Source organism: Mycobacterium sp. URHD0025 (assembly GCF_000426065.1).
GTDB lineage: Bacteria > Actinomycetota > Actinomycetes > Mycobacteriales > Mycobacteriaceae > Mycobacterium.
The window spans coordinates 253,239-275,686 of the sequence record NZ_KE384491.1 but is presented as its reverse complement, the minus strand read 5'-3'; the positions used below and the strand labels follow the sequence as shown (position 1 = coordinate 275,686).

Genomic DNA, 22,448 nt, shown 5'->3' with positions numbered 1-22,448 from the left:
GTGAGGGTGTGCGGACTGCTAGTCGGTGGTCGTTGTGCTGCCCGCGGCTTCGCGCTTGAAGTGCAGGTGCGAAACAACCAACCCGAATACCAACAGCACACCGGCGAACAAGAGGATGCCGCCGAAGCTCAGCAGATGGAAGCCCTCATCCCGATTTCGCGATCGTTGCTCTTCGTAGTCATAGAGCCACGATGAGTGCCGAATGAGATTGCGGCACTGATCCCCCTGGTGCATCACCCAATTACCGCAGGTGACATCAGTGCCGAAGGCCAGTTCAAAACCGGGGATGGCCAATGCCAGACCGACGCCGAAGCACACGACTGTGAATATCGACAGGAAGATCCATCGCGCCTTGCTCACATTGGGCACCTTTCGTGTCCGAGGCCAGGAATGAAACTAGCGGCACCATCAGCGCCGCATCAGCACCAAATTCCAGATAGCGCGCTGCCAGAATGGCCGGCTGCCGCCGGAGATTGCAGGTGCTATGTGTCCTTCAACCGCCCAGCGGCTTGAGCCGGATCGGGGTTTCGGCCAGGAGCCCCAGCGGATCGACGTAATCGGCCCGGGCGGCCGCGCCCCACATCGCTCCCCAGTGCAGGCAGGCCCGCGCCGGACAACCGGGGTGACCTGCCAGCAGAGTGCCGAGCAGCTGCCCGGCCGTCACCGTCTGACCGGGGCGTACCGCGGCCTGCACCGGCTCATAGCTGGTCCGCAGGCCGCCCGGATGCGCGATGGAGACCACCGGACGTGCTGCCAGCACGCCGGCGAACACCACCGTGCCGGGCCCGGCCGCATACACGGGTTGCTGCGGTGCGCCCGCCAGGTCGACACCCCGATGGCCGCGTTTCCAGTTGGGGGAGGGAGCATCGAAATACCTGGTCACGGCGGGTGGAGGGGTCAGCGGCCAATGTAGTCGCGAGCCCGTGGCGTGGGCGTGTGCCGGCCAGAGCGATGCCGCACCCAGCATCAGCACGGCGACGGCAAACCTCACGCCCTCAGTTCAGCGCCACGCCGGGTTGTGCGGAAGCCCCAACATCCAGGGCTGTGGATAAATCCGTGCGGCTTCGCCACCTGGTAAAAGCACCCCTGTTCAGCGTGTAAACTTCTACCCGCAGCTCGCTAGCGGGCTGACTTCGCGTGTCTGCGCATTCGGCTGCCTCAACGGGGTCGTACCTGGATGCCGACGGTCCTGAACTGGGATTTCCAGATCAGGTTCGGCAGCCAGCGGGCACCAGGGCTTGGCATCACCCGACGCCGGGCGACAACCGACAGATAAAGGAACCATCTACTCATGGCTGTTGTAACCATGAAGCAGCTGCTTGACAGCGGCGCCCACTTCGGGCATCAGACCCGACGCTGGAATCCCAAGATGAAGCGGTTCATCTTCACCGACCGCAACGGCATCTACATCATCGATCTGCAGCAGACGCTGACCTACATCGACAAGGCCTACGAGTTCGTCAAGGAGACGGTGGCCCACGGCGGCACCGTCCTGTTCGTCGGCACCAAGAAGCAGGCGCAGGAGTCCATCGCCGCAGAGGCCACCCGCGTCGGCATGCCCTACGTGAACCAGCGCTGGCTGGGCGGCATGCTCACCAACTTCTCCACCGTGCACAAGCGCCTTCAGCGTATGAAGGAGCTCGAGGCCATGGAGCAGACCGGTGGCTTCGAGGGTCGCACCAAGAAGGAAATCCTCATGCTCACGCGTGAGAAGAACAAGCTTGAGCGCAGCCTCGGCGGTATCCGTGACATGCAGAAGGTGCCCTCGGCCATCTGGGTCGTCGACACCAACAAGGAGCACCTGGCGGTCAACGAGGCCATCAAGCTCGGCATCCCGGTCATCGCGATCCTGGACACCAACTGCGACCCCGATCAGGTCAACTACCCGATCCCGGGCAACGATGACGCCATTCGTTCCGCTGCACTGCTGACCAAGGTCGTGGCCTCCGCGGTCGCCGAGGGCCTGCAGGCCCGCGCCGGCCAGGGCGCCGGTGAGAAGCAGGCCACCGAGGGTGTCGAGCCGCTCGCCGAGTGGGAGCAGGAGCTGCTGGCCGGTGCGACGGCAGGTGCCGCCGAGGGTGAGGCCGCTGCTGCACCCGAAACATCCACTGACGCTTAGTAATTCCAGGAGAAGTCTTAAATGGCTAACTACACCGCTGCCGACGTCAAGCGACTGCGGGAGCTGACCGGCGCCGGCATGCTCGCCTCGAAGAATGCTCTGGTCGAGGCCGGCGGCGACTTCGACAAGGCTGTCGAGCTGCTCCGTATCAAGGGCGCCAAGGACGTCGGCAAGCGCGCTGAGCGCGCCACCGCCGAGGGTCTGGTCGCGGCCAAGGACGGCGCACTGATCGAGCTGAACTCCGAGACGGACTTCGTCGCCAAGAACGCCGAATTCCAGGAGCTGGCCGACCAGGTCGTCGCGGCTGCCGCCGCTGCGAATGCCGGCGACGTGGATGCACTCAAGGCTGCCAAGGTGGGAGACACCACGGTCGATCAGGCCATCGCCGACCTGAGCGCAAAGATCGGCGAGAAGCTCGAGCTGCGTCGTGCCGCCTACTTCGACGGCACGGTCGAGACCTACCTGCACAAGCGTGCCGCGGACCTGCCGCCGGCCGTCGGTGTGCTGGTCGAGTACCAGGCCGGCGACGCGGCGAAGGGCAAGGAGGCCGCGCACGCGGTCGCCCTCCAGATCGCCGCGCTCAAGGCCAAGTACCTCACCCGTGAGGACGTGCCCGAGGACATCGTCGCCAACGAGCGCCGGATCGCCGAGGAGACCGCGAAGTCAGAGGGCAAGCCTGAGCAGGCGCTGCCCAAGATCGTCGAAGGTCGCGTCACGGGCTACTACAAGGACGTCGTGCTGCTCGACCAGCCGTCGGTGTCCGACAACAAGAAGACCGTCAAGGCTCTGCTGGACGAGGCCGGAGTCACCGTGACCCGCTTCGTGCGGTTCGAGGTCGGCCAGGCCTGACACCAGAAGACCCGGGCGGCATATTCACACCCGATTGACGGCTAGGCCGCACACCGATTGACGGCTCGGCCGTCAGCCGCCCGCCGCAAAACCCCGCACTCATTCCGGCGATCCCGGAAAGTGCGGGGTTTTGTTCATTCGTGATGTGGTCGGTGCCGGGTAGTTGCCCACGCTGGGGCGGGGAGCTTTGCCGATGTGGGAGTGTGGCAGGTACCAATGGTGTTGGAGGTGACATGCGCATAGGTGTGGTTTTTCCGCAGACGGAACTCGGCGGAGATCCGGGAGCCGTGCGCGCATACGGCCAGCGTGTGGAGGAATTGGGCTTCACGCATATCGTGGCCTACGACCACGTCGTCGGCGCCGATCCGGCCGTTCACCGCGACTGGGCGGGTCCCTACGATCTGTACACCACATTCCACGAGCCCATGGTGATGTTCGGTTACCTGGCCGCCGTCACGTCGTTGGAGCTGGTGACCGGGGTGGTGATCCTGCCGCAGCGCCAGGCCGTACTGGTGGCCAAACAGGCGGCCGAGGTGGACCTGCTCACCGGCGGGCGGCTGCGGCTCGGCGTCGGGCTCGGCTGGAACGCGGTCGAGTACGAGGCACTGGGCCAGGATTTCGGGAACCGTGGCAAGCGCTCCGAGGAGCAGGTCGAGCTGATGCGCAGGCTGTGGACCGAATCGTCGGTCACCTTCGAGGGCCGTTACCACCGGGTGACCGGTGCCGGACTGGCACCGTTGCCCGTGCAGCGTCCGATCCCGGTGTGGTTCGGAGCCGCCTCAGCCCGGGCGTTCGAGCGTGCCGGACGTCTGGGGGACGGCTGGTTTCCCATGGTTGGCCCCGGCCCCGAGCTCGAGGACGCCAGGGCCAGGGTGGAACGTGCTGCTGTCGCCGCCGAGCGCGATCCGGCGACCATCGGGATGGAGGGGCGCGTGTCCTGGTCCGGTGATCCGGAGCAGACCGTGGCCGACATCGCGGCATGGGCCGACGCCGGGGCCACCCACGTCGCCGTGAACACGATGGGGGCTGGACTGCGGACAGTCGACGAGCATCTGGCCGCGCTGCAGAGCGTGGCTCGGACGCAGTGACGTCGGCTGCTAGCGTCGCAGCGTGACTAGCGGTCCGCGCGCGGCGCGAAAAGCAGCGACCCGTTGTAACGCCTTCGGCGACGACGCGCTCGGTGAGCACGATGCCGTCGGCCTGGTAGAGGAACTGCGGTCGGGTCGGGTATCGGCAGCCGACCTGATCGAAGCCGCCATCGCCCGGGTCGAGGCGGTCAATCCGACTCTCAACGGTCTGGCGTTCGAAGCCTACGACCGGGCCCACGCCCGCGGCGCCGCACCCAGCCCTTACGGCGGGTACTTCGACGGCATACCCACCTTCGTCAAGGACAACGCCGCGGTCGAGGGCATGCCGACCATGCGCGGTACCGACGCGTGGGAACCCCGGCCCGAGACGGCCAACGGCGACTTCGCCCGTGCCTTCCTCGCCACGGGCCTGGTGCCGCTGGGCAAGACCCGGCTCTCGGAGTTCGGCTTCAGCGCGTCGTGCGAGCATCCGCGACTCGGGCCGGTCCGCAATCCGTGGAATCCTGCCTACACCGCGGGCGCCTCCTCGTCGGGTTCCGGCGCGTTCGTCGCGGCGGGAGCGGTTCCCATCGCCCACGCCAACGACGGCGGCGGCTCGATCCGGATTCCCGCGGCGTGTAACGGGCTGGTCGGGCTCAAGCCGACTCGGGGCCGCCTGCCGCAGGACAAGGATCTGCGCCAGATGCCGCTGCGGATCGTGTCCGATGGCGTGCTGACCCGGTCGGTGCGTGACACGGCGGCGCTGTTCCGGGAGATGGAACGCGTGTACCGCAATCCCAAGTTGCCGCCGATCGGCGACGTCAGCCGTCCTGGCAAGCAGCGCCTGCGCATCGCGGTGTGCACGCAGTCCGTCGTGCATGATGCCGGCCCGGAGATGACCGAGCTGACCCACAAGACCGCGGCGCTCCTCGAGGAACTCGGGCATCGGATCACGGTGATCGGCAACCCGGTCCAAGCGCGTTTCAAGGACGACTTCTTGTTGTACTGGGCGTTTCTGGCGTATGCGTTGGTGCGCGGCGGGAAGCGGTCGTTCGGCCCGAGTTTCGACCGAGACAAGCTGGACCACCTCACGCTGGGACTGGAACGGCACGCATCGCGCAATCTGTATCGTGTGCCGGCGGCGATAGCCCGGCTGGCACGGTCACGGCGGATCACCGAGCGGCTGTCCGCCAGCTACGACGCGGTGCTCATGCCGACCCTGGCTGAGCCAACCCTGGAGATCGGGCGCCTCGATCCGACGGCGGATTACGAGCAGATCATCGACCGGTTGCTCGGCTGGGTGGCGTTCACGCCGCTGCAGAACGCGACCGGAGACCCGGCGATCTCGCTGCCGCTGACCCAGACCGCAGCCGGTCTTCCGGCGGGCATGATGCTGTCGGCCACTCGCGGCCGCGAAGCCCTGCTGTTGGAGCTGGCCTACGAGCTCGAGGAGGCCCGGCCCTGGGCGCGGATTCAGGATGCGGTCGAGGCCCCACTTAAACGGGTGCGAAAAGCAGTGAAATAGGCTCGTTTTGAGCTCGACGCCGTAGGTTGACGACGAAATCCGTTGTGTCGGCGACATCATGACGTAACGCCGATCAGTGGGTGTTAACTCGCGTGACACCGCGATCTGCTCCAGGTGAAACACGCGGCTCGCAGCATTCCCCACTGTGGAGACCGTAGCTTCGATACCGTCGTCTCAAGCATCCACAGCCCGTCGATCGCCGGAGATCGCGACGACTGTGGGGCGGACCGGGGGTACCTTCGGGTGCCTGATTCGATTCGCACTGGCGAACATTCGTCGCCGGCCCGAACGGTTCGTGCTGTCGGTGCTCGGGATCGCACTGGCGATCGCCTGCGTCACCGTGGTGCGCACCATCTCATCGAGTTTTGCGATCACGGGAGCTGATTCGGTCACCGACGTGCTCGGTGGCGCCCAGCTGTGGGTGGTGCCGGCCGCCGGTGTGCACTACGACAACGAGGTCCGCGCCCTGGTGGCCGATGGGCCGCCGCCGGCGCTCGACCTGCCCGACGGCTGGCATGGCCGAATGACGATCTCCGGGGTGACGATGATCGACGGTGCTGCGGTGTCGCTGCGCAGCGGTGACGAAATATCTTCTGGACAAGCGGTTTTGGGCTCCGGTTTGGCTGATCGTTTGGGTGTCGCGTCGGGAGACGTGATCGATGTGGGCGCACTGCCGCTGACCGCGAAGGTCTCAGGCCCGGGGGAGTCGATGATCGTGGCACCCGCGTTGGCGCGGCTGCTGGTCGGCGACAACGGCTGGTGGACGATCAACGCGCCGCCGGGCGACGAACATCGCCGGGACCTGGCCGAAACCTTCGGCGCCGCCGTCGGATTGCCGTCCACGGCGGATCCGTCGGTGCGGCCGGAACCCGGTGGGAGCGGCCTGATCTACGACACGGTCGGCGGATCGGGTCCACTGAGCTTCGAACAGAAGTTCTCGGCGTTGTTCTCGGGGCAGGTGACCGGCTCGACCCTCGGCCTGATCTCGACCATCGGGCTGGCTCTGGGCTTCGTCATCGCGGTCTCTTCGTTTCTCGCCGCGGTCGCCGAACGCAAGCGCGAATTCGGCATCATGAGCAGTATCGGACTGGCCGACGAAGTGCTCTATTTCTTCCTGGTCGAATCGGCGATCGTCTTCGTGGTGGCCTATGTTGCCGGTGTGCTCGGCGCGGGAGTCGCTGTGGCACTGGTTATCCCAGAAATCGCCACACCGACCGCGTGGGCACAGGCGGCCGGCATGGTGGCCGCGTTCCTGCCTGCCATGGCCATCGTCGGCGCCCTGGTGCCTGTGCACCGGCTTCTGCAGCAACGTCCGGTCGATCTTCTGGGGGCAAGGTGACGAACGCTCGCGTGAGGAACAGACGGCAGGGGATCGCAAAGGGTCTGGCCTACGGCTGGTTGGCGGCACTTCGGCGTATCCGCGAAATGGTCCTGCCCGTGGTGACCACCGCCACCGGCTCCTTCTTGGTGGTGCTGGTGTTCGGGATGTCGGCCGGAATTCGCGCGCAGTCAGCGACACTCGGACACGCCGAGGAGATCGACCGGGCGGTGATCCTGATCGCGGTCACCGTGCTGCTCGTCGGGGTGGTCGAAGTTGCGGTGGCCACCACCCGAACCGTGGCGCACCGGACCCGTGAGCTCGGGGTGCTCGGAGCCAACGGCATACCCCGCGCCCCCGTGATCGCCGCTCTTCTCGTCGAACCGGTGGTGGCGGCGGTCCTGGGCGCGCTGCTGGGTGCGGTCTCCGCAGGTGTCACCGGCATCGTGGTGGAGCTGGTGGGTCTGGCGCCGACCGGGGTGTCCTACGCCGGGTTGGCAGTCGGCGCGGCGATCGCCCTCGGGGTCAGCGTCGCTGCCGCGGTCGCAACGAGTTTCGTGCCGACCTTCAACGCCGCATCACGTCCGCCCATTCGATCCCTTACCGCGGGAGGTTAACCCGATCATGACCGCACTCGACGATGCCGTAACCACCGCTGCACCTGACACCGGGCCCGTCACCAAGCCTGTCATCGAGGTCAGCAATGTATGGAAACTGCACAAGCTCGGCGACGAGGTGGTCAAGGCCCTCGTCGCCGCTGAACTCCAGGTGATGCCGGGGGAGTTCGTCTGCCTGATGGGACCGAGCGGCAGCGGAAAATCCACCCTGCTCAATATCATCGGCGGGCTGGATCGTCCGACGAAGGGCACTGTCTCGATCAGCGGTCAGGACACCGCGCAACTGACCGAGAGCCAGTTCGCGGCATTGCGTCACGACACCATCGGGTTCATCTTTCAGAGTTACAACCTGATCCCGTTCCTGTCGGCGGTCGAGAACGTCGAACTTCCCCTGATGTTCGAACCCTATGACCGGAAGTCGTTGCGCAAGCGTGCAACCGAACTGCTGGAGCTGGTGGGGCTGGGGCATCGCATCCACCATCAGCCCACCAAGATGTCTGGTGGTGAACAGCAGCGCACCGCGATAGCCCGGTCGCTGATCAGTAACCCGACGCTGGTACTGGCCGACGAGCCGACAGCCAACCTCGACCACCGCACGGGGGAGACGGTGGTGCGCATGCTGCGCGACCTGTGCTCGACATTGGGCGTCACGGTCGTCGCAAGCACCCACGATCCCACGGTGGCCGATGAAGCGAGCCGTGTCGTCCGGATGCGAGACGGACAAATCGTCAGCTGAATCAACGGTATTGGGAGACGACACACATGACACAAGAACTGACCGCGCACGCGAGGAGCAATCCAACCGAGGCCGCGGCGCCGTCAGAGCGTGACAAGCTGATGACGACCGAGCTGGTCCCTGAACAGATCCTGCCCAAGGTGATGAGCACGTTCGGCCTCACTGCGGCCTACGTGTTCATCATCTGCTGGGTGACCGGCTCCTCGGTGATGGCCGCAGGAGGATGGACTGCGATCCCGATGTGGGTGCTGGGCATCCTGACGTTCCTGATCCCTGCCGGAATGGCCGTGGTGGAGCTGGGCAACCTCTGGCCGGGGCAGGGCGGGGTCTACATCTGGGCCACCCGCACGATGGGGGAGACCTGGGGATTCATCGGCGGGTACCTGTCGTGGGTGCCGGTGATCCTCAACGCCGCATCATCGCCCGCGGTGGTGTTGCAATTTCTGCTACTGGCTTTCCACACCGAACTCGGCCTGACCACCAGCATCATCCTGCAATTGGTGATTCTGTGGACGGTCATCGGGCTGGCGCTGGCGAAACTCGCCGCCAATCAACGGATCATGAACGTCGTCTTCGTGGTCTACGCGATCTTGACGCTCACGATCTTCATCTGCGGCGTGCTCTTCGCCACCAAGAACGGCTCGGCCACCCCGTTCAGCTGGTCCGACGCGACGATTCCGAACTTCGCAGTCGCGGGCTTCCTGTACGGCACGGTGCTGCTGTATCTGCTCGGTGTCGAGACCCCGTACAACATGGGCGCGGAGTTCCTGTCGGTGCGCAAGAGCGGGCCGAAGATGATCTTGTGGGGTTCGGCCGCGCTGGTGGCGATCTACCTGATGACCACGCTCGGCACGATGATGGCTCTTCCCGGCGACCAGATCAATCCGGTGACCGGTGTCATCGGCATGCTGGATGTCGCCGGCTTCCCGGGTCTGATGGAGATCTGCGCCGTCGTGTTGGCCTTCATCATCATCGTGGCGCTGATGACCTACCAGGTCGCGTACTCGCGGTTGATCTTTGTCTCCGGGCTGGAACGTCACCTGCCGCGCATCTTCACCCACCTCAATCCGCGCACCCGCAATCCGGTGACCGCGATTCTGATCCAGGGCGTCATCTCGTCGCTGATACTGGTCGGGCTCTACTCGCAGTCCAGCATGGCCAACGTCACCATCTACCTGCAGGGCGGCCTGTCCACGGTGTGGCTGTTGTCCGGGTTCTTCTTCTTGATCCCGGTGCTGGTGGCGCGCAAGAAGTACGCCGATCGCTATGAGACCGAACAGTTCTGGCGTATCCCCGGCGGAATGGTCGGGGTATGGATCACCGTCGTGGTGGGCACGCTGGCCACCATCGGTGGCGTCTACTACTCGTTCGTGACGCCGTGGATCAAGGGAGTCTCCACCGCCAACTGGATGACCTGGGTGGGCAGCATCAGCCTGGGCATGTTCGCCCTCGGTCTGGTGGTGTACGTCTTCGGCCGCCGCTCGGCACACAAGGTATCGCAGGAAGATGCCCTGGCCCATCTCGCCGTATTCGACCTCGACAAGACTGAAGCGGAGGACACACCCAAATGACCATGGACAGCACCCTGGTGCCGACCGAATCGACCGACGCCGCCGGCCGCTATCCGCTCGATCCGCTGACCGGCGCCGAGATCGAGGCGGCCGCGGCCGTCATCACCGAATCGGACTACGCCACACCGACCTTGAAGTTCGTCATGATCCAGCTGGCCGAGCCGGCCAAGACTGCCGCGCTGTCCTTCACAGCGGTGACCGAGGTCCCGCGTCAGGCGTTCGTGACGATGTATGACGGTGCCGCCAAGCTGATCTACGAGGCCGTCGTCGACCTCGATGCGCGGGTGATCGATTCGTGGACCCCGATTCCCGGCCGGTTCCCGTCCTATCTCGTCGAACACATGACGGGGGTGGAGGAGAAGGTGCGGGAGGACCCGCGATGGCAGGAGGCCATGCGCAAACGGGGTGTCACCGATTTCAGCCTGGCGATGATCGACCCGTGGCCTGCCGGCTATTACGGCGCACAGGACCACTACGAGAACTCGCCGCTGATCTGTCGGCCGCTGACCTTCATGCGCGCGGCACCGTCGGAGAACGGCTACGCGCGGCCCGTCGAAGGCCTGATCGTCACGTTCGACCTCGACAATATGGAGATCGTCGACATCGAGGACCACGGTGCGGTCCCACTACCGTCCAAGAGCGGCAACTACTCCGGGCAGTTCATGTTCACGCCCGACAACCGGCCTGCATTCACGCAGTTTCGTGACGACGTCAAGACAATCGACATCGCCCAACCCCACGGGCCCAGCTTCACCGTCGACGGATGGAACGTCACCTGGCAGAAATGGTCATTGCGGGTCGGGTTCAACCCCCGTGAGGGCCTGGTGCTGCATGAGGTGACCTACACCGACCGTGGCGAGGTCCGGCCCATCATGTATCGCGCCGCACTGTCGGAAATGGTGGTGCCATACGGCGATTCGTCGCCGACACACTGGAACAAGAACGTCTTCGACATGGGTGAGGTGGGGATGGGCTTCTCAGCCAATCCGTTGACCCTGGGTTGTGACTGTCTCGGTGAGATCTTCTACTTCGACGGTACGGTCAACGACTCCAGCGGCAACGCCGTCACCATCCCCAACGCGATCTGTATGCACGAGGAGGACTACGGGATCTCCTGGAAGCACACCGATTTCCGCACCGGCGAGGTTGAGGTGCGGCGGTCCCGGCGGTTGGTGATCTCGATGATCTGCACGGTGGGCAACTATGAGTACGGCTTCTTCTGGTACTTCTACAACGATGCGTCCATCGAGATGGAGGTCAAACTCACCGGCGTGCTGACCACCGGCGCGATTCCCGACGGCGAGACCCCGCGCTGGGGCAAGATGGTGGCACCCGGGATGTACGGACCCAACCACCAGCACTTCTTCAACTTCCGCATGGATATGAGCATCGACGGTCCGGGAAACAGTGTGTACGAGGTGGATTCGATCCCCGAGCCAAACCCGGAACTGAACCCGCACCACAACGCCTGGATAACCCGGGACACCCTGGTGGCCTCGGAGTCCGAGGGCGCCCGCGACTGGGAGCATTCGACCGGTCGGTACTGGAAAGTGGTCAACCCGTCCAAGCTCAACGAATTCGGCGCACCGGTCGGCTACAAGCTGATGCCCAAGGACATCGTCCCGGTGATGGTGCAGGAAGGCTCGGTGATCTATGACCGGGCCAGATTTGTCCAGCACAATTTGTGGGTCACCCGTTATGACGCGAGGGAACTCTACGCCGCGGGGGACTACATGTATCAGAGCGCCGAGGCCCAGGGGCTACCGCAGTATGTGGCCGACGACGCGCCGCTCGCGGACACCGACGTCGTGCTCTGGTACACCGTGGGTGCCCACCACGTGGTGTGCCCGGAGGACTGGCCGGTGATGCCGTGCCACTACACCGGCTTCAAGCTCAAACCGGTGGGATTCTTCGATGGCAACCCGGCACTGGACGTTCCCCCCTCACCGCCGGCGGCCTGCCATCACCACTGAGATGGCGTCAACCGATAGGGCTCACGCGCGTTCGATCTCAGATTGCGCTGCCGCCGCCATCGGCGTGCAGCGTCGAACCGGTGATGAAACTCGAGCGTGGTGAGGCGAGGAACAGCACTGCGTGGGCGATTTCCTCAGGATCGGCGGTGCGTCCCAACGGCAGTGAGCGGCCGAGCTCTTCGTTGGTCTCGCCCCACTCCGCCGCGACGCCCTCGGTTCTGGTGGGGCCCGGCGCGACGCTGTTGACCCGGACGCCACCCGCTCCGAACTCGGCAGCCCAGGTGCGGGTGAGCGATTCCACGGCCGCCTTCGAGGCACTGTAGGCGGATGCACCCGGGACTCCCTTGGAGGCGACCATGGTCGTGACGTTGATGATGCTGCCGCGTCCCCGTTCCAACATGCCCGGCACCAGCCCGGCGGCAAGGAAGTAGACCCCGCGAACATTGGTGTCGAACGTCTTCTCGAATGCGCCGAGTTCCTGGTCCACGGTCAGCGCTGCGGGGAAGCTGGCGGCGTTGTTGACCAGGATGTCGACGTTACCGGCCTGCTGGATAAGTGTTTTCACCGAATCCATGTCGGACAGGTCGGCCCGCACAAAGCGAACGTTGCCGTCGACAGCGGCAGCGGCGGCCTGTCCGCGGCCTGGGTCCCTGCCGGTGATGATCACTGATGCGCCCGCGCCGGCAAGCAGCCGGGCGGACGCCAGGCCGATGCCTGCGGTGCCGCCGGTGACCAATGCGGTCTGGTCTGACAGTTCCACTGTCCACTCCTTCATGCGATGTGTTGTGAGATGTCGGAATACCGATCGGGGGCGAGGGGAGCCAGGGAAGCCCGGAGTCGCTGCCGACTCCGCGACACCCGGGACATCACCGTGCCGACAGGGACGTTCATGATCGCCGCTGTCTCTGCGTAGGTGTATCCCTGGACCTCGGCGTAGTACAGCGCCGTGGTGAACCCTTCGGGCAACGCGGCAAGCGCCTCTCGAAGTTCGTTGTGCGGCAGGTTGTTCAGGACCTGTGCCTCGGCCGACTGCAACCCGATCGCGGAATGCGCCGCCGCCTGGATAAGGTCGTGGTCGGTGATCTCGTCGACCGCGACTTCCGCCGGCCGCCGTTGAGCGCGGCGGTGGGCACTTACCCAGCGGTTGTAGAGGATCCGGAACATCCAGGCCTTGAGGTTGGTGCCCTCCTTGAAAGTCCGAAATCCTGCGTAGGCGTGCAGCAGGGTGTCCTGCAGCAAGTCTTCGGCGTCGGCTTCGGTGCGGGCCAGGCGCCGCGCGCCGCGCGCCAGTGCGTCGAACAGCGGCACCGCCTCTTGGGCGAATCGTGCCGCGAGGTCTGGGTCGGGATCGGACCCGCCGGCGAGCTTCATGTTGGACCTCCAGGTGCTGCGATGGTGGGGTGAAAGCCCGCTCGGACTGTCGAATCAAGACTGCTGGTTGTGCGAGCGGAGCGGACCCCTGGAAGTCCGTAGTCCGTGGTCAGTAGTGGCCGACGGTGTCGGTGCGCGCCGGCGTGGTGCAGGCCGGTTTTACCTCGGGGCAAAGGAGGGTTACTCCGGCGTCAGGACGGTTTCCATCCTGACGCCGGAGAACCCACCCCGGACGCCTCAACCCGCGCCGCCGTCTACAACGGCATGACGCGCACCATCCCGTTCGGCTTTCGCCTCACACGAGGTCAGTAATCCCAGACTGCGGGCACGCACCGGAATACGTCGCCTGTGACTGCCACTCGGCAGACGGACGGGAACGGAAGGTGAGTTGCCACCAGCGACTCGCCCGTCGCTGCCAGCTCCCGCAGCAGACGGATGCGGACGCGGGCCGCTTCCTCGGGGTCGTGTTCGAATCCGTTCTGCCACTCGGGATTGTCAAATCCGGGGGCGAACACGGCGTCGCCGGCGAATGTCAGCTTCTCGCCGCGGGACTCCAGGCGGACGACGCTGTGCCCCGGGGTGTGACCACCGGTACGAGTGATGAGGACCCCCGGTGCGACCTCGTACTCCGTCTCGAACGTCTGCAGTTGGCCCCGGTATTCGTCCAAGAATTGCGTGGCGACCCTCCGAAGCACGTCCGGTATCGGCTGCGGCATGACGGTGCGGGAGAAATCGGGTGCCTCCCAGAACTCGGCCTCCGCGGTGGCCGCGTGAACCCGCAGGTCTGGACGCAGGCGCGCCTTCAGCCCGTCGGTGAGCAGCCCACCCACGTGGTCCATGTGCATGTGGGTGAGGACCACGTCGGTCACGGATGCGAGATCGACACCGGCGGCCTCCAGTCGCTGGACCGTCTGGCCGGCCCGGGGGAAATCCGGGAACTCGAGCCCGAGACCGGCGTCGACCAGGATGGTCTGGTCGCCGCTGCGCACGACGACCACGTTCAGCGGCCAGTCGACGACCTCCGGCGGCAGGAAATTGTCACCCAACCAGCTCGCCAGTTCGGCAGGCTCGGTCTTGGTTGCCAAGGTCGAGGCGGTGATCGGCAGCACTCCGTCGCTGATGACCAGCACTTCGATGTCACCGACTTGCTGCGCGTAGCGCGACGGAACCAACTCGTCGAGACCCGAACTGCCGAGCCGCGAAATGTTGTCCAAGCTCATGTTTCTCCTCCTGATGGCGTGACCGAAGAAATCTTCGAAATGGGTGTTCTGTCTGTGGAACGCCCTCCGGTGGCGCGAACTATCCAGGCGATCAGACACCGGTCACGCCTGGCAATCGCGTCGATGAGTGCTTCGAGAACCGGTCCGCGAGGAGTGGATGTCGAGTGGGCTTCGCAGTCCCGGGTAACTGGCGGCCGCCGGTGCGATGATCGGGCCCTATGCTTTCCTGCAAGTGGAGGAACCGAACGCGGGTTGTCCTCCTATGATGACCGGCAGGTATCACTGTTGCGGGGGGTGTGAATGACGTCTGGGCCGAATGACCCGAACCACTCGATGAGCTATGACCCGCCAGGGGAGGATCGAGGATCGATTCGCTGGCAGGATCCGGCCACCGCCACGCCGCGACCTCCGACCGTGGCCGAGGCGCGCCAGCGAGACAAGGCACAGAAGGCCCGTGAGGCCGCCGAGCGATTCGCGGCCGTGCAGGAGCAGAAGGCCCAGGAGCGCAAAGCCAGGAACGGCAAGATCCTGATGGGCTCGGCTGCCGTGGTCGGTGTGGTGGGCGTGGTCGCGTTGGGCTACCACCTGCTGCACAAAGAGGAAGTCGCGGCGTCGTGCGTCAAGGACGGCACCAACGAGGTGGTGCCCGACTCATATTGCTCCAGTGGCCACAGCAGCTCCGGCGGCACCTTCATCTACCTCGGCTCGCCGTACCGGTACTACTACGGCGGCAACAACGGCGGAGTAGGCACCATCGCCCGTGGCGGAACGCTGGAGATGCCCAAGGGCGCCACCGCCAAGACGAAGTCGGGCACCTCCATCTCGCGGGGCGGATTCGGCTCGTCATCCAGCTACGGCGGAAGCTCGGGCAGCTGAATGCGCCGTGAACGCAGTTCCCCGCGAGCCGGCTGGGAACAGATCGTCGCCGACCAGGGCATGTGCTTCGGAACTCCGGCGCGCGACGCGACCGGTGCCGACCGCCCGTACTGGGACGAATCGGTTCACTATGTCTTCGACATGGACGAGGTGCTGTCGATCGAGGCCTCGGTGGAAGTGCTGCACTCGATGTGCCTGGAGGCGGTCGAACACGTCGTACTGACCGAGCGCTACCGCGACTTCGGGTTGCCCGAATGGAGCTGGGAACACATCGAGAAGTCCTGGCGGCGCAGTGACCCGCACCTCTACGGCCGGTTCGACCTGCGCTACGACGGCCGCAGGCCCCCGGTGCTGCTGGAGTACAACGCCGACACCCCGACCACATTGTTGGAAGCAGCGATCCTGCAATGGCACTGGAAGACCGACGTGTACCCGGCCGATGATCAGTGGAACTCGTTGCACGAGAAGCTGGTTGAGCGCTGGACTGAGATCCGGGACCGCCTCCCTGGGCCGGAGACCTACTTCACCTGGTCGGGTGCCGAGGTCAGCGGCGAGGATCACGTGACCGTGGCCTATCTGCAGGAGTGTGCGGCCGAGGCGGGCCTGCGCACGGTGGGTCTGGCCATCGAGGACATCGGCTTCGACGCAGACCTCGACAGGTTCGTCGACCTGGAGGAAGCACCCATGTCGTCGATCTTCAAGCTCTACCCGTGGGAGTGGATGCTGGACGACGATTTCGGCCGCCGGGCCGTCGAACAGATGCCTGCCACCATGTGGGTGGAACCGTTGTGGAAGACGCTGCTGAGCAACAAGGCGATCCTGGCGGTGCTGTGGGAGATGTACCCCGGGCATCCGAACCTGTTGCCCGCCTACGTCGACGATCCGCATGAGCTGACCGACTATGTGCGCAAACCCAAACTGGGACGCGAGGGCGCCAACATCACCATCGTGGGCGCCGGCTTCGAGACCGAGACGGGTGGTGTGTACGGCGAAGAGGGCTACGTGTACCAGTTGCTCGATCCGCTACCGCAATTCGACGACATGCGGCCCGCTTTGGGTGCGTGGATCGTCGGCGACGAATCCGCCGGCCTCGGCATCCGCGAGACGTCTGGTCTCGTCACCGACAACGGCGCTGCCTTTGTGCCGCACCGCATCCCGCTGTGACCTGGAAGGAATAACCCTATGACAACCACTCTGGTTGCGCTCGACTCCGATTACTGGTCGGTTCTCGGCCACGGGGTCTCGGCGATCGTGTTGTACACGATTGTCGGTGTGGCACTGATGGTCCTGGGTTTCTACGTGATCGACTGGACCACGCCAGGGCCACTGCGTACCTTGGTGCGAGCCGGCCGGCCCAATGCCGCCGCGGTGACGGCCTCCGGCGTGGTGTCGATGGCGTTCATCATCGTTCTCGCCATCTACTCCTCGTCGGGCGACCTCATCCACGGTCTCATCATGACTTTGGTGTTCGGGCTCTTGGGAATTGCGGCCCAGGCATTCTCGGTCCGGCTCATCGGCGCGATCAAAGGTATCGACATCGGCATGGTGCTGGCTTCCGAGCGGTTCACTCCCCAGGTCCTGGTCGTGACAGCCTCCTACCTGGCGTTCGGGCTGATCGTCGCCGCCGCGATCCTCTAGTCCGCGCTACAAGGCGCGGCAGACTTCGGCGGCCGCACTCGTCAACGCGGCCGGGCCGTCACGCAAAGCCTGTTCCAGTGGGGTGCCCGGCGCGGTGATGGGGACCAGTTTCTCGACTCCGTTGGCCAGCAATACGTCCGCGTCGGCCGCCACGCGGCCCGCGAAGATCACCACCCGTGCACCGGCATGTGCGGCCAGCTGGGCGACACCGAACGGTGTCTTGCCCAACATGGTCTGGGCGTCGACACTGCCTTCACCGGTGAACACCCAGTCCGCACCGGCCAGCGACTGCTCCAAGCCCACAGTCTGGGCGACCACTTCGACACCCGGAGCGCATTCGGCCGCAAGGAATTCCATCAGGCCGAAGCCCAGTCCGCCGGCAGCGCCGGCACCCGGGCGGTCGGGCAGGGCGTGGCCGAGCGCGGCGCGGGTCACCTCCACCAACCGGGCCAGCGCGGCGTCGAGCACCTCGACATCTGCCGGCGTAGCTCCCTTTTGCGGGCCGAAAACCGCACTGGCGCCGGCGTTTCCGAGCAGCGGTGCGCTCACGTCGGAGGCGATCCGGACATTGACATCGGCCAGCCGGGGGTCCAAACCCGAGACGTCGATGTGCTGCAACCGGGCGAGTGCGGCGCCGCCGGGTGGCAGTGCGGCACCGTCGCCATCGGTGAACACCACACCGAGACCGGCGAGCATACCGGCCCCGCCGTCGTTCGTCGCCGAACCGCCGATCCCGATCAGCAACTCGGCCGCACCGTGATCCAGAGCCGAGGTGATCAGCTGCCCGACGCCGAATGTGCTGGCGCGCAGAATATCCCGATCCGCAGGGGCCACCAGCTCCAGACCGGAGGCGCCGGCCATCTCGATCACGGCCAGGCGGCGCCCGGGGACGTAGCCGTATGTGGCGCGTGCGGGCCGGCCCAGCGGATCGCTGACGTCGACCGTGATGCGGTCGCCGCCGAGCGCGTCGACGACGGCGTCCACCGTCCCTTCGCCACCGTCGGCCATCGGCACGCCGATGCACTCGGCACCGGGCAGGACCGACCGGACACCGTCGCGCATCGCTGCCACCGCGCGCGACGCGGTCATCGACTCCTTGAAAGAGTCCGGGGCCAGAACGATCTTCATCGGAACTGGGACACTACCGACTGCGGCGCCACGGGGCGCGGCGGAGCGAGTCCCTCAGATCACGGCTTGGGCCAGGAGTCGCTTGAGTTCGCGCCGCTGGCCCGAGTCGAGTCGGTCGAGGACCTCATCCTCAGAGGCGAGGACCGCCACTTCGGCCCGTTTGAGCAACTCGGCTCCTTCGGCGGTCAGTTCGGCCGGAAGTGCTCGTCCCGAATCGACGGTGGCGGGTCTGCGAACCGCACCGCGCTCCTGCAATCCGCGCACCACGTTGTTCATCGCCTGCGGTGAGACGTTGGTGTGGCGGGCGAGTTCGGCGTTGGACTGACCGGGGGCCATGGACAGTATTCGCAGGCAGACGAATTCCGGCAGCGTGAGTCCGAGCGGTTGCAGCTGCATGGTGACCTTCGGCTGCAGCACCGCAACCACGCGGTAGATCAGGTATCCGAGGGGCTGCTCCTCGAGGCCGCTCGCCAGGTCGGAATTCATATCAAGCATATTGACACATATCAACCAGGTTGATATACCGGACGCATGACCACACCAAGCGAGATGTCAGACGCAATGTTCGAATCGGCTTACCGCGGTGAGGCTCCCGAGTTCGCCGGGGCGCGCCCGCCGTGGAGCATCGGCGAACCGCAGCCGGAGATCGCGGCACTCATCGCCGAAGGCAAGTTCCACGGCGACGTGCTCGATGCCGGCTGTGGTGAAGCCGCCACGGCGCTCTATCTGGCCGAGCAAGGATTCACCACGGTCGGGCTCGACCAGTCGGCCACCGCCATCGAGCTGGCCCGGGCCGAGGCCGCAAAGCGGGGGCTGGAGAACGCCAGCTTCGAGGTTGCCGACATCAGCGCGTTCACCGGTTATGACGGCCGCTTCGGGACCATCGTCGATTCAACGTTGTTCCACTCCATGCCGGTGGAACTTCGTGACGGCTACCAGCGGTCGATCGTGCGGGCCGCGGCGCCCGGCGCCTCGTACTTCGTGCTGGTGTTCGACAAGGGGGCGATGGGCGACACCGGGCCTGCAAACCCGGTCAGCGAGGACGAATTGCGGGAGGTCGTCGGCAAGTACTGGGTGATCGATGAGGTCCGCCCGGCCCGTATCCACGCCCACGTGCCACCGGAATTCGCCAACTTTGCCGGCTTCGCCGGTGCGGACCTCCGCGACGAGGCCAACGGCCGCAAGTCGATGGCGGCCTGGCTGCTTCAGGCACACCTGGGGTAGGTGCAGGCCGGCGCGCCCGCCGGCGACACTCGGTCCGCGAACGCTCCCCGAGCTAGGTGTGCTGCCCGCCATAGGGCAGGATGGAGAGGCCGTCCAGGGTGAACCCGGGTGGCTCTCTACATGCGAGGAGTGCCGAGGAGACCGATGGCGGATCCGAATATCGCCGGCGAGGGCGCAGCACCCATTCGTCCCTTCTATACAAGGGTTCTGCTGAAGCTTGGCGGAGAGATGTTCGGCGGTGGCCAGGTCGGCCTCGACCCCGATGTCGTGCACCAGGTGGCCCGCCAGATCGCCGCAGTGGTGCGCAGCGGCGTCCAGGTCGCGGTCGTGATCGGCGGCGGCAACTTCTTCCGCGGCGCCCAACTGCAACAGCGCGGCATGGAACGCACGCGCAGCGACTACATGGGCATGCTCGGAACTGTGATGAACAGCCTTGCGCTGCAGGACTTCCTGCAGAAGGAAGGCATCGACACCCGCGTGCAGACCGCCATCACCATGGGCCAGGTGGCCGAGCCGTACATCCCGCTGCGCGCCGTGCGTCACCTGGAAAAAGGTCGCGTCGTCATCTTCGGGGCAGGCATGGGCCTCCCGTACTTCTCCACCGACACCACCGCCGCGCAGCGGGCCCTGGAAATCGGGGCCGACGTTGTGCTGATGGCCAAGGCCGTCGACGGTGTCTACACCGCCGACCCGCGGGAGGACCCGACCGCCGAGCTGCTCACCGAGGTAAGCCATCGCGAGGTCATCGATCGCGGCCTGCGCGTGGCCGACGCCACCGCCTTCAGTTTGTGCATGGACAACGGGATGCCGATGCTGGTCTTCAACCTGCTCACCGAAGGCAATATCGCCCGCGCGGTGGCGGGTGAGAAGATCGGAACACTGGTCACCACCTGAACGGGAAACGGGAGAAGCCGACGTGATCGACGAAACTCTCTTCGACGCCGAAGAGAAGATGGAAAAGGCCGTAAGTGTGGCCCGTGACGACCTGGCCACCATTCGGACCGGCCGGGCCAATCCGGGCATGTTCTCCCGTATCAACATCGACTACTACGGGGCGATGACGCCGATCACGCAGATGGCGAGCATCAACGTCCCCGAGGCGCGCATGGTCGTCATCAAGCCCTACGAGGCGGCCCAGCTCAAGCCGATCGAGGACGCGATCCGCCACTCCGACCTCGGGGTCAACCCGACCAACGATGGCAGCATCATCCGTATCTCCATTCCGCAGCTCACCGAGGAACGCCGCCGCGAGCTGGTCAAACAGGCCAAATCAAAGGGCGAGGACGCCAAGGTTTCGGTGCGCAACATCCGCCGTAAGGCGATGGAAGAGCTCAGCCGTATCAAGAAGGACGGCGAGGCCGGCGAGGACGAGGTCGGGCGCGCGGAGAAGGACCTCGACAAGTCCACCCACACCTACACCAGCCAGATCGACGAGCTGGTCAAGCACAAGGAAGGCGAACTGCTGGAGGTCTAGTGGCCGATCAGCAAGTACCTTTCGTGGCAAAGACACCGGTCGGAGAACCGAAGAAGAAGCAGTCCCGGGCCGGCCGTAACCTTCCGGCCGCCATCGCCGTCGGCGTCGTTCTCGGCGCCATGGCGATCGGCACCCTCCTGTTCGCGCCGATATGGTGGCTGCCGTTGCTCGCGGTGGCCATCGCCATCGCCACCCACGAGGTGATCCGGCGGCTGCGTGAGCACGGATATGTGCTGCCCGCCGTGCCGTTGCTGCTCGGCGGCCAGGCGATGATCTGGCTGACCTGGCCTTTCGGAGCGGTCGGGCTGCTGGGCGCGTACGGCGGGACGATCGTCGTCTGCATGGTGTGGCGTCTGGTCGGCCAGGGTCTGAATCAACAACCGGTCAATTACCTGCGCGACATCGCCGCCACGGTTCTGCTGGCCACGTGGGTGCCGATGTTCGCCGCCTTCACCGCCCTGCTCATCTTCGCCGACCACGGCGGTGCCCGGGTTTTCACCATCATCGTGACGGTGGTCTTCGCCGACATCGGCGGTTATGTCGCGGGCGTCCTGTTCGGCAAGCACCTGCTGGCCCCGGCGATCAGCCCCAAGAAGTCCTGGGAGGGTCTCGGCGGTTCGCTGGTGTTCGGCATCGCCGCGGCGGTCCTCTCGGTCGCATTCCTGCTCGACAAGCCCGCGTGGGTGGGCGCGCCGCTCGGCTTGCTTCTGGTCATCACCGGCGTGCTCGGCGACCTCGTCGAATCACAGATCAAGCGCGACCTCGCCATCAAGGACATGGGCACGCTGCTACCCGGTCACGGCGGGATCATGGACCGTATCGACGCGATGCTGCCCTCGGCCGTCGTCGGCTGGATCGTCCTGACGCTGCTGGCGTAGGCCGCGTTGACCGCGCGCGCCGGATGCGTTCAGCCAGCACGCCATCGCGCCCAGGACCAGACCGGCGGCGATGCCGATGTCCATCCGTTCCCCGAGCATCAACCAGGACAGCACCCCCGCGACCGCGGGGATCACGCAGAACAACATCGCGACCGCCGAAGCGCCGTGCAGATTGATGGCCCGCACGTACAGCGACACCCCGAGTATGGCGTTGAGCAGTACCACGCCGGTCACCGCCAGCACTGCTTTGGTGGCGTCATGCACCTCGACCGGCGTGCTGAGCGCGAGCGCCAACGCCGGCACGAATGCGACCGCGTTCTGCACGGAGGTCGAGGCCCGAAAGTCGACGTCTGAGCAGAACCGTTGCTGGTAAACACCGCCTGCCGCCAGTCCGAGCAATGCCACCAGAAGCAATCCGACCACCGGGTCGATCCCGCCCGAGCCGATCAGTCGCGTCGCGCACGCTGCCAGCACGGCGGCCACCCCGAGCACCAAGGCGACCACACGCCGTGGCGTCAACCGGTCGCGCAAGAACATCGCGGCCAGCAGTGCGGTCGCAACCGGATTCATCGCTATGACAACCGCGCACAACACCGCCGGTGCCCCATGCTCGATCGCGAGGTAGAGCGCGCAGAACTGCACGGCCTGCATGAGCAGACCCGCCACGGCGACGTGGAAAAGCTTGCGGCCGGTGGGGAAGCCGACCCGGGCCACGCCTGCCCAGGCGCCGAGGACCAGCCCCGCGAGCCCGAACCGAACAGCCAGTACCGCCATCGGGGAGAGGGCGTGCACGGCCAGGTTTCCGATCGGGTACCCGAGGGCGTAGAAGAACGTCACGGTCGTCGCCGTGCTCGTCGGCATCGG

At 65.7% G+C, this 22,448-nt stretch carries 24 protein-coding genes; 16 read left to right on the top strand and 8 right to left on the bottom strand.

Annotated features, from left to right (window positions below; all coding sequences use genetic code 11):
• Window positions 1-18: 18 nt before the first annotated feature.
• Both H977_RS0129745 and H977_RS0129740 read right to left on the bottom strand, forming a co-directional pair.
• On the bottom strand, window positions 19-360 hold the full coding sequence (locus H977_RS0129745; RefSeq protein WP_155946890.1) for a hypothetical protein: 342 nt from the start codon (window positions 358-360) through the stop codon (window positions 19-21).
• Window positions 361-493: 133 nt separating this feature from the next.
• Entirely contained in the window at window positions 494-967 is a 474-nt protein-coding gene (locus H977_RS0129740) for a M23 family metallopeptidase (RefSeq protein ID WP_036477922.1), read from the bottom strand.
• Window positions 968-1,291: 324 nt separating this feature from the next.
• Here H977_RS0129740 and rpsB point away from each other — a divergent pair, with 324 nt between their 5' ends.
• The 9 genes from rpsB (at window position 1,292) to H977_RS0129695 (ending at window position 11,775) form a co-directional block, all read left to right on the top strand.
• Window positions 1,292-2,119: a 30S ribosomal protein S2 gene (gene rpsB, locus H977_RS0129735; RefSeq protein ID WP_029111270.1), complete on the top strand. Its 828-nt coding sequence runs from the start codon at window positions 1,292-1,294 to the stop codon at window positions 2,117-2,119.
• Window positions 2,120-2,140: 21 nt separating this feature from the next.
• Window positions 2,141-2,968 (top strand): translation elongation factor Ts, encoded by an 828-nt coding sequence (tsf, locus tag H977_RS0129730; RefSeq protein WP_029111269.1) that lies wholly within the window; start codon window positions 2,141-2,143, stop codon window positions 2,966-2,968.
• Window positions 2,969-3,201: 233 nt separating this feature from the next.
• A complete protein-coding gene (locus tag H977_RS0129725; RefSeq protein WP_029111268.1) occupies window positions 3,202-4,056 on the top strand; it encodes an LLM class F420-dependent oxidoreductase in 855 nt (284 codons plus the stop codon).
• 22 nt (window positions 4,057-4,078) lie between these two features.
• The gene (locus H977_RS34215; protein ID WP_051289215.1) at window positions 4,079-5,560 is read left to right on the top strand and encodes an amidase; all 1,482 of its coding nucleotides are present in this window, start codon (window positions 4,079-4,081) and stop codon (window positions 5,558-5,560) included.
• A 163-nt stretch (window positions 5,561-5,723) separates the two neighbouring features.
• Window positions 5,724-6,899 (top strand): ABC transporter permease, encoded by a 1,176-nt coding sequence (locus tag H977_RS0129715; protein WP_502691239.1) that lies wholly within the window; start codon window positions 5,724-5,726, stop codon window positions 6,897-6,899.
• An 86-nt stretch (window positions 6,900-6,985) separates the two neighbouring features.
• Complete coding sequence (locus H977_RS0129710; RefSeq protein WP_051289289.1) at window positions 6,986-7,495, top strand: ABC transporter permease; 510 nt, start codon at window positions 6,986-6,988, stop codon at window positions 7,493-7,495.
• Between the two features lie 7 nt (window positions 7,496-7,502).
• A complete protein-coding gene (locus H977_RS0129705) occupies window positions 7,503-8,231 on the top strand; it encodes an ABC transporter ATP-binding protein (protein ID WP_029111265.1) in 729 nt (242 codons plus the stop codon).
• A gap of 26 nt (window positions 8,232-8,257) precedes the next feature.
• Complete coding sequence (locus H977_RS0129700; RefSeq protein WP_029111264.1) at window positions 8,258-9,802, top strand: APC family permease; 1,545 nt, start codon at window positions 8,258-8,260, stop codon at window positions 9,800-9,802.
• Complete coding sequence (locus H977_RS0129695; RefSeq protein WP_029111263.1) at window positions 9,799-11,775, top strand: primary-amine oxidase; 1,977 nt, start codon at window positions 9,799-9,801, stop codon at window positions 11,773-11,775. Before H977_RS0129700 ends, H977_RS0129695 begins: the two co-directional genes overlap by 4 nt.
• Window positions 11,776-11,812: 37 nt before the next feature.
• Here the strand turns inward: H977_RS0129695 and H977_RS0129690 are convergent, their stop codons facing one another.
• The 3 genes from H977_RS0129690 to H977_RS0129680 all read right to left on the bottom strand — a co-directional run bounded on the left by H977_RS0129690 (window position 11,813) and on the right by H977_RS0129680 (window position 14,366).
• Entirely contained in the window at window positions 11,813-12,535 is a 723-nt protein-coding gene (locus H977_RS0129690; protein WP_029111262.1) for an SDR family NAD(P)-dependent oxidoreductase, read from the bottom strand.
• A gap of 11 nt (window positions 12,536-12,546) precedes the next feature.
• On the bottom strand, window positions 12,547-13,146 hold the full coding sequence (locus H977_RS0129685; protein WP_029111261.1) for a sigma-70 family RNA polymerase sigma factor: 600 nt from the start codon (window positions 13,144-13,146) through the stop codon (window positions 12,547-12,549).
• Between the two features lie 305 nt (window positions 13,147-13,451).
• The gene (locus H977_RS0129680; protein WP_029111260.1) at window positions 13,452-14,366 is read right to left on the bottom strand and encodes an MBL fold metallo-hydrolase; all 915 of its coding nucleotides are present in this window, start codon (window positions 14,364-14,366) and stop codon (window positions 13,452-13,454) included.
• Window positions 14,367-14,699: 333 nt separating this feature from the next.
• Here H977_RS0129680 and H977_RS0129675 point away from each other — a divergent pair, with 333 nt between their 5' ends.
• From H977_RS0129675 to H977_RS0129665, 3 genes are read left to right on the top strand one after another with little or no spacing between them, the layout of a single operon-like run.
• Entirely contained in the window at window positions 14,700-15,242 is a 543-nt protein-coding gene (locus H977_RS0129675; RefSeq protein WP_196808364.1) for a hypothetical protein, read from the top strand.
• The gene (locus H977_RS0129670; RefSeq protein WP_029111258.1) at window positions 15,243-16,406 is read left to right on the top strand and encodes a glutathionylspermidine synthase family protein; all 1,164 of its coding nucleotides are present in this window, start codon (window positions 15,243-15,245) and stop codon (window positions 16,404-16,406) included.
• An 18-nt stretch (window positions 16,407-16,424) separates the two neighbouring features.
• Window positions 16,425-16,880 carry a DUF350 domain-containing protein gene (locus H977_RS0129665; RefSeq protein WP_029111257.1) on the top strand — a complete coding sequence of 152 codons (456 nt, stop codon included), beginning with the start codon at window positions 16,425-16,427 and terminating at the stop codon, window positions 16,878-16,880.
• Between the two features lie 6 nt (window positions 16,881-16,886).
• Here the strand turns inward: H977_RS0129665 and H977_RS0129660 are convergent, their stop codons facing one another.
• Together H977_RS0129660 and H977_RS0129655 are read right to left on the bottom strand one after the other, a co-directional pair.
• A complete protein-coding gene (locus tag H977_RS0129660) occupies window positions 16,887-18,008 on the bottom strand; it encodes a glycerate kinase (RefSeq protein WP_029111256.1) in 1,122 nt (373 codons plus the stop codon).
• Window positions 18,009-18,062: 54 nt separating this feature from the next.
• Entirely contained in the window at window positions 18,063-18,503 is a 441-nt protein-coding gene (locus H977_RS0129655; protein WP_036477697.1) for a MarR family winged helix-turn-helix transcriptional regulator, read from the bottom strand.
• A gap of 36 nt (window positions 18,504-18,539) precedes the next feature.
• On the opposite strand from H977_RS0129655, the gene H977_RS0129650 reads away from it, so the two are divergent.
• From H977_RS0129650 to H977_RS0129635, 4 genes are all read left to right on the top strand, one after another.
• Complete coding sequence (locus H977_RS0129650; protein WP_036477694.1) at window positions 18,540-19,232, top strand: class I SAM-dependent methyltransferase; 693 nt, start codon at window positions 18,540-18,542, stop codon at window positions 19,230-19,232.
• 144 nt (window positions 19,233-19,376) lie between these two features.
• Window positions 19,377-20,126 (top strand): UMP kinase, encoded by a 750-nt coding sequence (pyrH, locus tag H977_RS0129645; protein ID WP_029111253.1) that lies wholly within the window; start codon window positions 19,377-19,379, stop codon window positions 20,124-20,126.
• Between the two features lie 22 nt (window positions 20,127-20,148).
• The gene (frr, locus tag H977_RS0129640; protein ID WP_029111252.1) at window positions 20,149-20,706 is read left to right on the top strand and encodes a ribosome recycling factor; all 558 of its coding nucleotides are present in this window, start codon (window positions 20,149-20,151) and stop codon (window positions 20,704-20,706) included.
• Between the two features lie 23 nt (window positions 20,707-20,729).
• A complete protein-coding gene (locus tag H977_RS0129635) occupies window positions 20,730-21,584 on the top strand; it encodes a phosphatidate cytidylyltransferase (RefSeq protein WP_029111251.1) in 855 nt (284 codons plus the stop codon).
• Here H977_RS0129635 and H977_RS34210 read toward each other — a convergent pair.
• On the bottom strand, window positions 21,495-22,445 hold the full coding sequence (locus H977_RS34210; RefSeq protein WP_051289288.1) for a DMT family transporter: 951 nt from the start codon (window positions 22,443-22,445) through the stop codon (window positions 21,495-21,497). The genes H977_RS0129635 and H977_RS34210 overlap by 90 nt on opposite strands.
• Window positions 22,446-22,448: the final 3 nt, after the last annotated feature.